The sequence below is a fragment of the Brucella pituitosa genome (genome assembly GCF_003049685.1).
Lineage (GTDB): Bacteria > Pseudomonadota > Alphaproteobacteria > Rhizobiales > Rhizobiaceae > Brucella > Brucella pituitosa.
This window is the reverse complement of record NZ_PYSY02000005.1, coordinates 1-13,483: the sequence shown is the minus strand read 5'-3', so window position 1 is coordinate 13,483 and position 13,483 is coordinate 1. Positions and strand designations below refer to the sequence as shown.

Genomic DNA, 13,483 nt, shown 5'->3' with positions numbered 1-13,483 from the left:
CCTGCCTACATTTCGATGCCATGGCCCCGGCTGAGGCGCTGGCCGCGTGTCATTTCCTCTTGCAGCGCGCGGGCAACGGTCTGCTCCCGGTGAAGTTCATGCCCGATTCCAAGCTCCCGACTGCGATTGCGCAGGATGGACTCTACCTGCGGGTCACGCTCTAGGCTCTTGGTCAGGCCATCCATCTGGCCTTCGACCTTGCCGCGCGCCTCGTCGTGCTGCCAGCCGCGAAGCTGCTGATGCTGGCCCTGTAGCTCCTGCCAGCGGTTCACGAACCGCTCGGCCCTGACATTAGGGTCTTGCAGCGCGGCGTTTTCGCGCTTCATCCCCTCAATGACATGGGCGACACGGTCCCGGCCGGAAAGCTCGGTCATGGCGCGCGCCGTCTGCGGGTCGTTTTGCAGGGTCGAGCGCATCAGCTCGTTCATACCGTCGCGCACCTGGTCGAGCTGCTGCCCGGCCCCGCGCATTTCCTGCCGCTGCATGTCGAGGACCGGCAGGCCCTCGCGCCGGTGCTGGTCAACCGACTGATAGGCCCGCACATAACGGTCAACGGCCGCCTCAAGCGGCGACTGCCGCCGCGCCCGCTCGGCAAGCCGATCTTGCGCCGGCGCCGGCCGCAAGCTCCCCTTCCCTTTCCGGCCGCTCGCTACGCTCCTGAGGGGGCGAAGAACGCGCATTGAGCTTGAGGCCGGCGAACATGCCGCCCCGCTGTTTTTCGGCCTGCTGCGGCCCGTCCTCGCCGGCGCGGCCCTGCTCGGGGCTGCTCGGCGGCCACGCCGCGCCCAAGTTTCAGACCCTCGAACGGATTGCGGTGCTGCTGCCGATCGGCGGCGAGATCCTCGCGAGGATCCGCATGAAGATCCTGCGCGAGATCTGCACCAAGTTTTTGCGAGGATCTCGGCGCGCGGTCCTCAATGCGCTCCCGTTCGGCAGGGTGTTCGGCCGTCGAGTCCCTGTCCTGACGCAGCTCGGCCCGCTCCTGGGAAAGCTGCTCGCGCGGAATCTCCATCTCGCTGCGGATGGCCATTTGCTCCGCTATCCCGCGCCGCTCGGCAAAGTCGCGGGTATAATCGAGCGTCGTTTCCTTCACGCCCGACCGGGATAGGCGGCGCTCTAGCTGGCTATAGGCCAGCTCGCCGGCGTCCTGAGCCTTCCATGTATTGCGGTGCGTCTCGGTGCCATCCGGCAAGGTGACGGGCATGGAACCCATATGCTGAAGGCCGATCTTCTCCCCGATCTCTGGCGCCTGCTTCGCAGCCTTCATGGCGCGCTTCAAGATCGACGCCCCATAGGGTGCGGCGCTCGCCCTGTCATTTTCCAGCGTCACGAAATAGCTCTGGCTGTTGCCTTCCTTGTGCTCGAACGGCGCGGCCCCATGCTCGACCAGCCGGCCGGCATTGGTGAACTCGTCCTGCGCCACATAAAGCTGCACCCCGTCACGATGCCGGGTCATGGCAACATAGGTTAGATGCCGGTCCATCGTTCCTGACGCCATCACATAGGCCCGATCGACCGTTGCGCCCTGATTTTGTGAATCGTCGTTGCATAGCCGTGGTCGATCGCCTGATAATCGCCCATCGGGACGCTGACGCTATCGCCGCCCCGGCCGTCGAGCTGCACGACGATCATGGGGCCGGCACCCGGTCGGCCGGCCTCGACATGCTCGACGGTGCCTAGCATCCCGTTTTTCACGCCAAGGTCGCGGCTGTTTTCCAAGAATACGATGCGGTCGCCCGGTGCGAACTCCCGCTTTCCGTCATTGGTCTGGAAGGTCAGCGCGCCGGCGTCTTCCCCGCGCGCCAGCTCGCCCCGGTCCTGTAGCTCCGTCCGGATCGCGTCATTGATGGCCCGAACATCGGCCCGGCGATGCGCCATCGCAACCCGGGTGCCGTCCGGACGCTCGTCGCGGTCGGCAAGGTAATCGCGCACGATCTGGCCGCGCGCGTCCTCGCCCGTCTCGGCAAAGCTGATATTGCCATGATCCCGATAGACCGCCAGCCCCTCGGCCGTCCGGTGCGTGGCGAAGTCAACCGACGCCTCCTGCTGCCAGTCCACGCGCTGCCGGCGTATCTCGGAAAGCTCGGCATGGCCGATTTCCTCCGTGATCGCCCGGAACGGTGCGCCGGCCCCGATCGCCTGTAGCTGCTCATGGTCGCCTACAAGGACGATCTTCGCCCGCGCGCCTCGGCCTCACCAACGAAGCGGGCGAGCTGGCGGCTCCCGACCATGCCGGCCTCGTCGATCACGAACACGTCGCCGCGGCTGCGGATGCCGGTCGTTGTCCCAACCGCGGGACCACGACGCGAGGGTGCGGCTCTGGATGCCGGAACTTTCCTCCAAGCCCTCGGCCGCCTTCCCCGACAAGGCCGCGCCGTGGACCTGATAGCCCTCGGCCTCCCACGCCTCGCGCGCCGCCGCGAGCATGGTGGACTTGCCAGCGCCGGCATAACCGACAACAGCGGAAATCCGCTCCGGCCCGGTGATATGCTCGATCGCCCGGCGCTGCTCGTCGGACAGCCGGGCGGAAGCATCGCCGGCGCTGCGCTGAATGGCGGCGTCCTGCCGCTCTATGGCTTGGCTGACATGCCGGCGATCGACGCCATGACCATACGCGCCGTGCATCCGCTGCGCGCTCTCGATCATGCCGGATCTGATCTCGACCATTTCGCGGGTCGAATAGCGGGCAAGCTCGATCTCGCCCGTTGCATGGTCCCCCACTACGTGGGCGCGCTCGGGCTGCAACTCCACCAGCGCCGGCGAGGCCATCACCTTCGCAAAGGCGTTTCTAAACTCCTGCGGGTCGTCGTTGATGTAGCGATGCAGCGCCCGCGCAACGTCGCGCCGGTCGAACACGCTCTTTTCGCCGGTGATGATCGTAAGAACCTGTTCCGGCTTCTCGCGGATCAGCTCGGCATTGCGCCGGGCCGCATCCTCGTCCAGCCGCGACCGCGACACGTCGAGGCCGCGCCGCTCCATCTGCGAGGCATGGACACCCATATGCTCGGTCGGCGCGATCTCTAGCCCGCGCTCCATGTGCGAACGATGGTCGATGCGAATATCAAGACCGGCCATCGCCAGCCGCTCGTTGGCGATCCCCTCCCACCGCTGGCGAATGTCGCGAAGCTGCATGTCGGTCGTCGGCAGGTCGTGCGCCAACAGCCATTTGTTTTCGCGCTCAAGATAGGTCTTGTCGCCTAGACCGTCCTCCGTCACCTGCCGCGTCGTCATCATCACATGGGCGTGGTGATTGCGAACGTCGCTGGCGTCGTGCGGCGAATGGATCGCGAAATCCAACGCTGCGCCATATCGGTTCGCCAACTCTTGCGCGAACTCCCGCGTTGCCTCTAAGCGCTCTTCGGCCGAAAGCTCATGCGGCAAGGCGATTTCAAACTCGCGGGCAACGCGGGCGTCTTTCCGCTTCTCGGCAAACTCGGCGGCGTTCCACAAGGTCGAACGATCCCGCGCCCAATCGACGTTAACGCCCATGGTGCCGGCATCCGGCTCGGGCAAGACGATCTCCGCATGTTCCACGCCCTGCTTGGCCGTGTAGTCATGCGTGATCCCGTCGCGCTCGTTGGTCAGCTTCTCCCCGGCACGATAAGCCATAGAGGCGACGGCGCTACGGCCGCTCGCCCGCGAAACTGGCTTCATGCTCAAATGGTAGATCGCCAACGCCGATCGCTCCGTTACCGTTTCACTTTCTCCGCCAGCCCCAAGCCGGCGGCGCGCTGAGTTGCGTGGCAACTCGTAAGTGCGCCCTTCTCAACTCAATCGCTTCCTCTTTCGCCCGTTCGGTGTGGCGCTTGCGGCTATGCCGATGCTATGAACTGAGGCCGCGATTGTGCTGCAAATCCGTCGAATTTTCAAGCGGAACAGGCAACCACTGGAAAATCTGAACTGGCCTGATAGTCTTGGTAAGCAACCGGAAAGGGAGATTTGAGACATGGCGCGAAAATCCATTGAAGAACGGCTAGCTCAACTGGATGCGCAAAGGGCCACGCTCAAGGCCAGGTTGTCGAAACAGGAACGCGCCAACGATACACGCCGCAAGGTGTTGCTCGGCGCGCTCGTCCTGCATCGGCTGGAAGGCGGACCCGATCAGTTTTCGCGCGACTTGGGCGACTGGCTTCGCCGCGAGCTGCCCGGCTTCCTGACGCGCGATGGCGACAAGGAACTCTTTGCCGATCTGCTCGGCAAGGCGGCCGATGCGCAAACGGCAGGGAGCGCCGGGGAGGCCGGTTCATGAATCAGGCGACACTTGCATGGGCCGCGTTCAAGAACATGCTGCGCGCGGCCGCCCGCGATCCGGTATGGGCGTTGATTAGCGTCATTCTCTCGCCGCTCCGGGGGCGGGCGCTATCTGCTGCAAGTCGGCGCGTTCATTTTGGCCCCTGAACATTAAAGGGGCACAGATATACGGTAGAGGTTCACATCGTGAACCTGACCTTTTCCCGCCGAGCGTCATTTCGCATATTGGGCTAGTCGGCCCGAACGTGGGATTTTGGCCAACTTGGGTTCGTTTGCGGGAGGGGGCGAAATCCTACGTTAGCGGCTATGGTTGACCGTACATTGATTGTGATACGGGTTTAGAAACACAATTCTCGAAAACAAGACGGGTTGCCATATCTGTATCGCAAACCTTCGTTTGTGAAACAACCCGCTATTAGCTTGGGCCAACAATACGGGAACCTTCAAGTGGACGATCCCCGATTTGTACGATGCCGTAGGTCACGACTGCGGATAGCGCAACGAATGCGAGCAATGAAAGCAAAAGGCGCGATAGCGGTCTATAGCCTTTTTGATACTGCATAAATGATTGCGCCGACCACAGCGGCCAGAAGGTACAAATGTACCATAAACAACTTCCATTCTATCGCAGGTTAAGACCCTTTCGGCAGGTTGGTTAGCATTAAGCTCCCCATTGACCACTAACGTAGGATTTCGCCCTCTCCCGCAAACGCCCCCGTGTTCGTGATCCTGAGCGAACATAAGGAGCTGGAACCCCATGCCGATCTACGCCGGGAACTGCTCAAGCGCAGCATACAGGCGGCGGCCGATGATCCCCGGCCGGGTATTTCGGGTGAGGAAATGAAAGCACGGTTGCGGGAGAAGTTCAAAACCCCCCTGCCCGAGCCGGCCAGATGGGAAGCGGTCCCGGCGCTGACGCACCGGGCTTTGTCACTGGCGGCCCTCCGGCTCACTACAGCGCGACGTAAGGGCGCGTTCGCCTCCGGGCCGGTCGCGGCTTCCGCCGCTCGGCACGACGCTAGCCCCCGGCCGGCCTGCTCTCATCATCTAGGGCCGTAAAGGCGGCCGGGGGCGTATTGCTTACACGCTTACATGCAAGCATGATTGCGCGCCCTATTAATGCAGCGCCTCAATGCCTCGCCGGCGAATGACGTTCAACAAGGCCAGCGCCGGCCCCTTGGCCTGCGCCTCGCCGCGCTCTAGCTGCGACACATAGCCGGGCGTCACGTTGAGATAACGGCCGAAGGCGGCTTGGCTAAGGTGCGCCCGCTCGCGCACGGCCCGCACGTCCGCGCCCGTCATCGGCGCTTCGGTCGGCAAGGTCTTCTCTCCAAGATGCCGCGCCGTGATCTTCTCATAGGTCGCCTCGTCCATGATCCCGAGGCGGCGTTGCGCGCCGGCCATTTCCGCGATTTCGCGGGAAAGGCGGCTAGGCTTCGTCGTCGTCATGCTCGATCTCCTTCAAATCTCCGTCCTCAATGGCTTGCCCGACCAGCTCGGCCGACGCGGCAAGCCAATTAGCGCCGATCGTACGCAGGGCTTCCAACTCGTCAGCGTCGATGTTGTCACGGTCGCTCTTGGCGAACGCATACAGAAACACCGCGCGACCAGCAGCCCGATAGGCGACGATCATCCGAAACCCGCCAGAGCGTCCCTGACCGAGCCGCGCCACGCGTTGTTTGATGAGGCCGCCACCAAGATCGGCGTCGATCGTGCCGCGCTCGGCCCGCTCGATCGCCTCGCCCAAGCTGGCGTCAGCAATCCGTTGCCTGCGAGCGAACCGCACAACGCCTCTGGTCAAGAAAATCCGCACGAAGCCTCGCTATAACACTCTAAACTATAGTGCATATTGTTATATTTTCAATCCCCATCCTCACGGACAACCGGATAATTGTATTTGGCAAAAAGCAGGTTCAGCGCCTCGGCAACAAGCCGCTCCTTCGGAATCCGCTTGCCCTTCTCATCCCTGCTGCGAAAACTGAGTTCGTCCAGCGTCTCCCAATAGGCGGGCGGCAGGAAATGCGTTCTGCCGAGCTTGTTAGCACGCGAGGGCGCAACATAGCTCCCGGCCGGCTGCGAAGCTGGCGCGCTCCCTTGCGGCTCTGACGGAGCCTCCGGCGCGGATGCGGGTTGCTCTGCGGTCTTGATCGCAGCGGCGAGAAGCGAAGGCTTGCGGCTCATGCTTTCATCCTTTCATGATTTCCTGTAATCATGCTTGCCTGCTCTGAAAGGAACGTGAACAGGCCGGCGACTTCCTGGGCCGCACGGCCATGCGGTTCCAGCTCCTGCGGCGTCTGCCCCAAGGCCGGGGCGTCCTCATAGGTTTTCAGCCGCGACACATGGATGGGGGCAACCTTCACGTTGAAGCTCGCGGCAATCGCGGCGGCATCGTCAACCGCCCTGCCCCCGGCGTTCGGATGCACCAGATTGAGCACAACGAACGTTGGCGGACTGCCGGCCATGTCGAGAAGCCGCTTTAGCGGCTCCAAAGTTTCAATCGAAAATATCTGCGCCTGCGACGGGACCAGCACTATATCGGCGTGCTTGGCCGCCTCGACCGAGGCGCTTTCCATCTTGCCGGGCGTGTCGATGAACACCCAATCCATGCCAAGGCCGCGATAGGCGTCCAGCGAGCGCCGGATAGCGCCGGGCTGGATCGAGGCAACGTCCGGGCCGTCGCCCTTGCGCCGGTCGAACCAGTTGACGGCGTTTGTCTGTGGGTCGAGATCGAGCAGGGCCGATTTCTTCCCGGCCAGGTGAGCCGCGACCGCAAGCGCCGTCGCGATCGTCGTCTTGCCGGTCCCGCCCTTTTGCGTGCAGAACGCCACTGTTATCATGTTTGCATCCTTTCATGAAATAAAGGCTACATGCTTTCTACAATACATGAAAGCATGTTTTCATGCAGGAAAGGTTAACTACCCGCTTCCTCAGCGGCCGCCATCGGCTCGTCGCACTCGCCGCAAATCAGGCGGACACCGGGTTTCGCCCAGGCGTTCAACTCACATGACGGGCAGGTGTAACGGTCTTGCTGGCCGATTTCGCCTTGCGCGCCTTCCGGGCGGCGGCATCGTCCCAAAGCTCGACATAGAGGGCGGTAAAGTCGGGCTGCGCCGCCAGCTCGGCAAAGACGCGGGCATAGCGACCGCCCTCGACAATGTAATGGCTGCATGACTGCCCGGTTTCCTTTGCCGCCGGGCTGGCTGGTATCCGAAGGGTGCAAGCCGATCTCCTGCATTTTCGCGGCCCATTCCTTGTTGTGGTAGCCGGCGCGCGACGGCTTGCCGAAATGATGCTGCCAAAGGTGCGCCATCTCATGGGCGAGGGTGGAAAGGCTCTGCTCGTCGGTTCGGCTTTTGAAATGCGACGGATTCAGAGCGATTTCGTCAGTGATCTCCGCGCCGTCCTTCGATCCGAACCGGCCGCCCGCGAAATAGCCATAGGCTTTGTTTTTGCGCTGCAATGTCACGAGGCAGGCCGGCAGCTCGCCGCCAAACAGGCGATCGTTGAAAACGTCGAACGCTTGATTCAGCGCGGCGTAGGTTTTTGCGGTCGGATTGGCGGGGGACATGGCAGCTTATTTTGTATCGTACGAAACAATAATCACATATTTCTGGCCGACATGCAAGCATGATTACATGATTTTATATTTTGCGTCGCCCTCACCACCCATTCCTTCTCGAAAGCCCATGCGACATTAGCCGCAGGCGCTGCGGGTGGGGATTTTGCTCTGAGGGTGCCGAACCGGACCGCCTATTACGCGGTCCGGAACCGCCGCAGGGCCGCGTGAGCGGCCCGAACAGCGGCGTCCGCTTATGTTTTCACATAGAGAATAGAATTAGAGGGGGATTCAGTCTGCTTATCGGACTCACGTTTCATGAAGGTCTTTGCCATGTTCACAAGCGCTTTCCCGAGCGGACTATCGCCAACATCGAGCTGCGTCCGCTCATCGAGGGGCAGGACCTTCCTGTAAGCGCCGATTGCTCGCTCCATGCCTGCTGATCCTGTCCGTGATCCGCAGGCGGGGGAGGGGCCTTACCGAACCGGCCAAGAAACTGCCGCGCCTTTTCCGGCAGGGACAGGCGATAGGCATTGCTCGCCTGCTGCACCTGGGGCCGCGCCCTCGTTCCCGGTCGGCTCATAGCGGCGTAGCCAGTCGATGAAGCCATGCGCCCGCAGGTTCTTCAGCGCTCGCACGATCGTATCGCGTGAGCGGCCCAGGCGATCCATGATCGTGGTGATTGACGGCTCCAGGCGGCCGGTGCGGAAGTCGATCAGATTGACGAACAGCCGCAGCACGTCCAGCGCCACCGATCCGAGCGGACCGCTGCGCTCGCCCTTCTCCTGCAAACCGGCCTCGTTGTAGATTTCGGCCGCCTTCAAGATCGCCTGCACGTCCTTGCGTGTCGTCGGCCGCCATATCCGGCCCTCCGATCGCCCCTTGAAATGGCTGCGCCGGCGAACCGGCGTCGGGCATCGGGCGGCCGGGGGCGGGAAGACCAGGCCAAGCACGGTCTGTCCCGATCCCTGCCACGCGGCGCGGCGCTCATGGGCAAGCGTGGAAAGCTGGCCGGCGTCTTCCTCGGAGAGCTGGCCGACGCTGTAATGCGTCCACACCTCCCGCATGATGTCATCAAGCGCGTGTTTATGCGCACAGCCGATCGCGGCCGCGAATTGCGTCCTCAACATTGTCCTTCGTCCTTCCATTTGGAGGACATGACGGCGTTGGACGGCGGACACAGCCCGCTTTCGCAAGAATCAATCTTGCGAATTGAGGGCTATAGCGTAGATAAGGGGAGAGTTAGCGGACCCCTGACCTACGGTGTGTCTGACGGCCTATAAAACGCTCGACCGCGCCAACGGTCGGGCGTTTTGCCGTTATGCCCTTGCTGCTTCTCGAAATAAAACCTCAAGGCTTCCTCGATGATCGGCGCGCGGGATTGCGCGCCCTTTTGCTGCTTGGCCCGGTCCAACTGTGCAACCAGTTCGCCCGGCAGGTCGGCCCACACGCGCGCCATGCCAGCAGCTTCACGCCGCGCACGCATGGCGGCGACACGTTCACGGGCTGGAATGGCTGTAGGGCTACGACTCATACAGTAAGTGGTAACGCCGAAATTGCTGATTCTGCAAGCTCTTGAATCCGGGCCGCTAAAACCAGGGGTTGGTCGGCCGCTGACTAACAGCGGGCAAACATGATTTCTTGCAAGCATGTAATCATGCTTCCTCAGCCGTCACGGTATCAAGCGCCCGGTAGAGGGTCGCACGATGCACGCCTAGAAGCCGGGCAACCGCCGCGACGGGTTTCTTGTCATCGTGGATGAGCTGGCGAGCGTGCGCGATCTGCTCGGCCGACAGGGAAGGGGAGGGACCGAACCGCACGCCTCGGGCCTTCGCCGCGATCCGGCCGGCGCTCGTGCGCTCCACGATCAAGGACCGCTCGAACTCGGCCATACCGGCGAAGACGGTCAGCACCATGCGCCCGGCCGGCGTCGTCGTGTCGGCCCACGGCTCTGCCAGCGAGCGCAGGTCAGCGCCGGCCTCGTTGATCCGCTCCGCGATCGCCAGAAGGTCGGCCGTCGATCGGGCAAGGCGGTCAAGTCTGGTGATCGTCACCACATCGCCGGCGCGCAGATGGTCGAGCATCCGCGCCAGCTCCGGCCGGTCGCGCTTCGCCCCGGATGCTTTTTCCTCGAAAATACGGATGCAGCCGACCGCGCCGAGGGTGGCGCGCTGCTGGTCCAGGTCCTGGCCGCGCGTCGAGACGCGAGCATAGCCGATGAGCACCCGGCCGGCGTCGGAATCTGGCTGGTGGCTCACGGCTTCTCCTGTCGCAAATCATGTCGCAGGTGTTTTACCACTTGCGACCAAAACTTGCGACAGAAATTCCCCTGCAAATTCAAAGGCGGGCCGATGTGCTGCACGGATTAGGAGTTTTGCGACTAATCTGGCATCTCGCACCCGTTTCGCACAAGGCATCAAAAAGACCGACATCGGAATTAATTAATTGCTTGCATAATTATTTTCATCCGATAATTTGCCATAAAACAAATTCATGTGGGAACGGAAATTATGATGAAGCTCTGCACATCTCTATGCGGCTAAAGAATAATTCTGGCCTGTAAAGTAAAAATACAATCCCTAGTTCGTCATAGTGAAATGTACCTATGATGATATTGCATATTTGTGCATAAATACAATCGAGGAATACCATGAAAATTGGCATCATAGGTGGAGGCATTGGCGGCACCGCTGCAGCCTACGCTCTTTTGCGAAAGGGTTTCGATGTCGAGATCTTTGAGCAGGCTCTTGCATTCGAGAGGTGGGTGCCGGCGTACAGATGACGCCGAACGCGGTGAAGGCGATCACGGGGCTTGGTCTTTCGATACCTTCTGCGCTCTGCTTTTTTCCCCAAGGCCGTGGTCGGCCGCAACTGGCAAACGGCACGTGAGAATTTCCGCATCGATTTGGGTGAGGAGTTCCGTGCACATTACGATGCGCCATTCATCCATGTCCATCGTGCTGATTTGCTCGATCTTTTGTCGTCGGTTTGCCGACCGGGATCTGCCACTTTGGCAAGAGATGTACCGGCGTAAAAATGACTGCTAACGGTGCACGCGCGGATTTCGATGATGGCACCAATTTTTCGGCAGATATTATCATCGGGCGGATGGCGTGCGGTCAGCGGTTCGCGGCTCGGTATTCGGCGAGGTGGACCTTCGCTGGACCGGTCACCAATGCTATCGCGCACTAGTGCCAACCGGTGGTGTGGTCGATTACGTCAACCCAGACAGTACCTTCTGGATGGGTCCGAATGCCCATGTCGTGACCTACTATGTCAAAGGTGGTGCAGCGGTGAATATCGTTGCGGTGACGGAAGCCAGTGAATGGGTAGCCGAGAGCTGGAGCACCCGCGCATCACGTGACGAAATGCTAAAGGATTTCGGCTGGCACGAGAGCTTACAGACTCTATTTTCTAATGTGCACGAAGTCTTCAACTGGGGTCTGTTTGACCGCGATCCGATGAAGACGTGGATCAAAGGCAACGTAACCCTGCTTGGTGATGCGTGTCACCCGATGCTGCCCTTCCTGTCCCAGGGCGCGGCCATGGCCATCGAAGATGCCTATGTTCTAGCTGAGGCACTCGACCTGCGGCGCAACGATCCGACCGCCGCGCTCGCCGCCTATGAGGCCGAGCGCCTTCCTCGAACCTCACGGGTGCAGCTCGAAGCGCGCGAACGTGGTCGAACTTACCACCTGCCATCCGAGGAGGAAATGGCCGCACGTGACGCGGAATATGCTCGTCGGGCGAAGGAAGACCCACGCACAACGGGTATCAATACTGATTGGGTCTATGACTACGATCCCAGAAAGTTTTCAGAGCGCATGGCTTCAAGCCTGTGAAGGCGCCTGCGGTTGGGTTCCCACAGCAATCAATAATAAAGACAAACAAACTCCAGAGAGGTTCCATGTCATTCATGCTCACTAGACGGCTTACCCTTGCCGCCATGCTCACCTGCCTCGGCCTGCCCGCCTTGGCGCAGGAAATGAAAGACAAGGTCCGCATCGGCTATGCTATATCAAAGACGGGCGTATTCGCTGGCGGGCGGCCGCAAGCGCCACCCTGTCTACGAAATGTGGGTGGAAGAGATCAATAAGTCCGGCGGCCTCAAGATCGGTGAGAAACGGTTACCAATCGAAGTCGTGGAGTATGACGACCGCTCGAGTCCCGAAGAGGCCGTACGCGCTGTCGAACGCTTGATCTCCCAGGACAAGGTCGATCTAATTCTGGCCCCGTGGGGAACCGGTCTGAATCTAGCCGTCGCTCCTATCCTTTCGAAGGCCGGATATCCGCATCTGGCGTTTAATACGTTAACTGAGCGGGCAGACAATCTCATAGCGCGGTGGCCCGGCATTTCTTCTTCGAGGGCACGAGCGCGATCATTGCCAAAAGTGGCTCTGACATGCTGGCTAGCCTGCGAGATGAGGGCAAGATTGGCAACAAGGTTGCGCTCACCGGAATTGCCGACGCTCTGGGCGTCGAACTCTCGTCAAATTATCGCGAAGCGCTGACGGAGCATGGCTTCGAGATTGTTTACGATGCGTCTTATCCACTTGCGACTCAAGACTTCACCCCGATGTTGAGTGAGATCGCTTCGAAAACGCCCGATGTTTTCATTGGGAATACCTATCCAGAAGATTCAATAACGATGACCGATCAGGCGCGCATTATCGGCTTCAACCCGGCTGTATACCTTTTAGGTGTCGGCCCCGCGTTGCCAGTCTTCGGCGAGAAATTCGCAAAGAATACCGAGGGGTCATGGCACTGGTGGTGCCAATATCGACAATCCGGAGATTCAGGATTTCTTTAAGCGTCACATGGAGTCCGCGGGCTATCCGGCCGACCGCTTCGCTAGCCAGCTGGTCTACGCCGGCCTTCAGGCACTACAACAGGCGATCGAAACGAGGGCTACATTGGATCACGAGACCATCATTGCTGAACTCAAGTCGGGCAACTTCAAGACAGTTCTCGGCGAGATCAGCCTAAAGTCCCAAGAACTCGAAAGATTTTTCCACATCGGGCAGTGGCAAAACGGAGATTTCTACGGCCTTTATCCATCCACACTCGAGGGTGCCCGCACGGCAATCGTGCCTAAGCCAGCTTGGAAATAGTGAACCACAAGGTGATGGGCTCAACCCATCACCCTTCCAATGAATTGGCAAATGTAGATGTTCCTAGATCTTCTTATAAGCGGGCTCACCCTCGGGGGGCTCTATGCCCTTGTAGCCATGGGATTGACCCTGCAGTACGGGGTGGCACGCATAATGAATCTCGCCTATGGCGAGTTTTGATAGCCCCTTCCTCGCATGGCTGTTTACGGCGAAATTTGGCATCAACCCGATCACCAGCCTCATTGTGATCATTCCTTTGAGCTTCACGTTCAGCTGGCTTGTATATCGCGTTCTGATGGTTCCTTGGTTCGGCGCAGCAAAGCTGGCGCCGCTCGAGAAGGACAGTATTCTTGCAACTTTCGGCCTTATGTTCATCTTGCAGGGTATCCTGCTCGTGACATTCGGTGGTAACTACACAAGCTACTCATTCTTATCTGTGCCAGTGCAGATCCTAGGCACATGTGGCAGCGAATCGGCTGCTGGTCTTCATTTCTGCCTTACTGATTATGGCAGCGCCTACCTCCTCATGAAGAAAACACGCTTTGGCGTGGCGGTGCAGGCAAGT

General features: G+C 60.5%; 20 protein-coding genes and 3 pseudogenes. 10 read left to right on the top strand and 13 right to left on the bottom strand.

Translation table 11 applies throughout. The features are described 5' to 3' along the window. Nucleotides 1-5: 5 nt before the first annotated feature. From C9380_RS27955 to traA, 3 genes and pseudogenes are all read right to left on the bottom strand, one after another. Nucleotides 6-623, bottom strand: coding sequence for a TraA (locus tag C9380_RS27955; protein WP_252869875.1), 618 nt, complete (start codon nt 621-623; stop codon nt 6-8). Nucleotides 624-649: 26 nt separating this feature from the next. Then, the gene (locus tag C9380_RS27950; RefSeq protein ID WP_252869874.1) at nt 650-1,498 is read right to left on the bottom strand and encodes a hypothetical protein; all 849 of its coding nucleotides are present in this window, start codon (nt 1,496-1,498) and stop codon (nt 650-652) included. After that, nucleotides 1,498-3,654 (bottom strand): annotated as a pseudogene (gene traA / locus C9380_RS27945) (Ti-type conjugative transfer relaxase TraA). The gene C9380_RS27950 and the pseudogene traA overlap by 1 nt, the downstream one beginning before the upstream one ends. 292 nt (nt 3,655-3,946) lie before the next feature. Here traA and C9380_RS23745 point away from each other — a divergent pair. Next, nucleotides 3,947-4,249: a mobilization protein gene (locus C9380_RS23745; RefSeq protein ID WP_128094871.1), complete on the top strand. Its 303-nt coding sequence runs from the start codon at nt 3,947-3,949 to the stop codon at nt 4,247-4,249. Beyond that, on the top strand, nt 4,246-4,398 hold the full coding sequence (locus C9380_RS26985; protein ID WP_164844733.1) for a hypothetical protein: 153 nt from the start codon (nt 4,246-4,248) through the stop codon (nt 4,396-4,398). The genes C9380_RS23745 and C9380_RS26985 overlap by 4 nt, the downstream gene beginning before the upstream one ends. Nucleotides 4,399-4,666: 268 nt before the next feature. On the opposite strand, the gene C9380_RS26980 is transcribed toward C9380_RS26985, so the two are convergent. The 10 genes from C9380_RS26980 to C9380_RS23700 form a co-directional block, all read right to left on the bottom strand. After that, the gene (locus C9380_RS26980) at nt 4,667-4,813 is read right to left on the bottom strand and encodes a hypothetical protein (RefSeq protein WP_164844735.1); all 147 of its coding nucleotides are present in this window, start codon (nt 4,811-4,813) and stop codon (nt 4,667-4,669) included. Between the two features lie 554 nt (nt 4,814-5,367). Beyond that, nucleotides 5,368-5,700, bottom strand: coding sequence for a helix-turn-helix domain-containing protein (locus tag C9380_RS23735; protein WP_071205052.1), 333 nt, complete (start codon nt 5,698-5,700; stop codon nt 5,368-5,370). Beyond that, nucleotides 5,681-6,064, bottom strand: coding sequence for a type II toxin-antitoxin system RelE/ParE family toxin (locus C9380_RS23730; RefSeq protein WP_128094869.1), 384 nt, complete (start codon nt 6,062-6,064; stop codon nt 5,681-5,683). The genes C9380_RS23735 and C9380_RS23730 overlap by 20 nt, the downstream gene beginning before the upstream one ends. Nucleotides 6,065-6,111: 47 nt before the next feature. Further along, nucleotides 6,112-6,432 carry a chromosome partitioning protein ParB gene (locus tag C9380_RS23725; protein ID WP_071205054.1) on the bottom strand — a complete coding sequence of 107 codons (321 nt, stop codon included), beginning with the start codon at nt 6,430-6,432 and terminating at the stop codon, nt 6,112-6,114. Further along, nucleotides 6,429-7,088: an AAA family ATPase gene (locus C9380_RS23720; RefSeq protein ID WP_071205055.1), complete on the bottom strand. Its 660-nt coding sequence runs from the start codon at nt 7,086-7,088 to the stop codon at nt 6,429-6,431. Before C9380_RS23720 ends, C9380_RS23725 begins: the two co-directional genes overlap by 4 nt. Nucleotides 7,089-7,162: 74 nt before the next feature. Beyond that, a complete protein-coding gene (locus C9380_RS23715; RefSeq protein ID WP_128094885.1) occupies nt 7,163-7,819 on the bottom strand; it encodes a SprT-like domain-containing protein in 657 nt (218 codons plus the stop codon). Nucleotides 7,820-8,061: 242 nt separating this feature from the next. Continuing rightward, entirely contained in the window at nt 8,062-8,241 is a 180-nt protein-coding gene (locus C9380_RS28915) for a hypothetical protein (protein WP_252869856.1), read from the bottom strand. Between the two features lie 42 nt (nt 8,242-8,283). Continuing rightward, nucleotides 8,284-8,937 (bottom strand): helix-turn-helix domain-containing protein, encoded by a 654-nt coding sequence (locus C9380_RS23710; protein WP_252869873.1) that lies wholly within the window; start codon nt 8,935-8,937, stop codon nt 8,284-8,286. 128 nt (nt 8,938-9,065) lie between these two features. Continuing rightward, on the bottom strand, nt 9,066-9,341 hold the full coding sequence (locus C9380_RS27935) for a ribbon-helix-helix domain-containing protein (protein WP_252869872.1): 276 nt from the start codon (nt 9,339-9,341) through the stop codon (nt 9,066-9,068). A 121-nt stretch (nt 9,342-9,462) separates the two neighbouring features. Then, nucleotides 9,463-10,065: a recombinase family protein gene (locus C9380_RS23700; RefSeq protein ID WP_425598734.1), complete on the bottom strand. Its 603-nt coding sequence runs from the start codon at nt 10,063-10,065 to the stop codon at nt 9,463-9,465. 392 nt (nt 10,066-10,457) lie between these two features. On the opposite strand from C9380_RS23700, the gene C9380_RS27930 reads away from it, so the two are divergent. From C9380_RS27930 to C9380_RS23670, 8 genes and pseudogenes are all read left to right on the top strand, one after another. After that, entirely contained in the window at nt 10,458-10,589 is a 132-nt protein-coding gene (locus C9380_RS27930) for an NAD(P)-binding protein (RefSeq protein WP_252869871.1), read from the top strand. A gap of 30 nt (nt 10,590-10,619) precedes the next feature. Continuing rightward, nucleotides 10,620-10,841 carry a hypothetical protein gene (locus tag C9380_RS27925; protein WP_252869870.1) on the top strand — a complete coding sequence of 74 codons (222 nt, stop codon included), beginning with the start codon at nt 10,620-10,622 and terminating at the stop codon, nt 10,839-10,841. A 79-nt stretch (nt 10,842-10,920) separates the two neighbouring features. Then, nucleotides 10,921-11,649, top strand: a complete 729-nt coding sequence (locus tag C9380_RS27920; protein WP_252869869.1) for an FAD-dependent monooxygenase — start codon at nt 10,921-10,923, stop codon at nt 11,647-11,649. Between the two features lie 168 nt (nt 11,650-11,817). Next, nucleotides 11,818-12,063 (top strand): annotated as a pseudogene (locus tag C9380_RS28685) (ABC transporter substrate-binding protein); the annotation flags it as partial. An 86-nt stretch (nt 12,064-12,149) separates the two neighbouring features. Beyond that, nucleotides 12,150-12,617 carry an ABC transporter substrate-binding protein gene (locus C9380_RS23685; protein WP_252869868.1) on the top strand — a complete coding sequence of 156 codons (468 nt, stop codon included), beginning with the start codon at nt 12,150-12,152 and terminating at the stop codon, nt 12,615-12,617. A 103-nt stretch (nt 12,618-12,720) separates the two neighbouring features. Beyond that, nucleotides 12,721-12,918, top strand: a complete 198-nt coding sequence (locus C9380_RS23680; protein ID WP_164844730.1) for a hypothetical protein — start codon at nt 12,721-12,723, stop codon at nt 12,916-12,918. 57 nt (nt 12,919-12,975) lie between these two features. Next, on the top strand, nt 12,976-13,098 hold the full coding sequence (locus C9380_RS28680) for an ABC transporter permease subunit (protein WP_128094882.1): 123 nt from the start codon (nt 12,976-12,978) through the stop codon (nt 13,096-13,098). After that, nucleotides 13,085-13,483: pseudogene (locus tag C9380_RS23670) on the top strand (branched-chain amino acid ABC transporter permease); the annotation flags it as partial. The gene C9380_RS28680 and the pseudogene C9380_RS23670, both read left to right, overlap by 14 nt.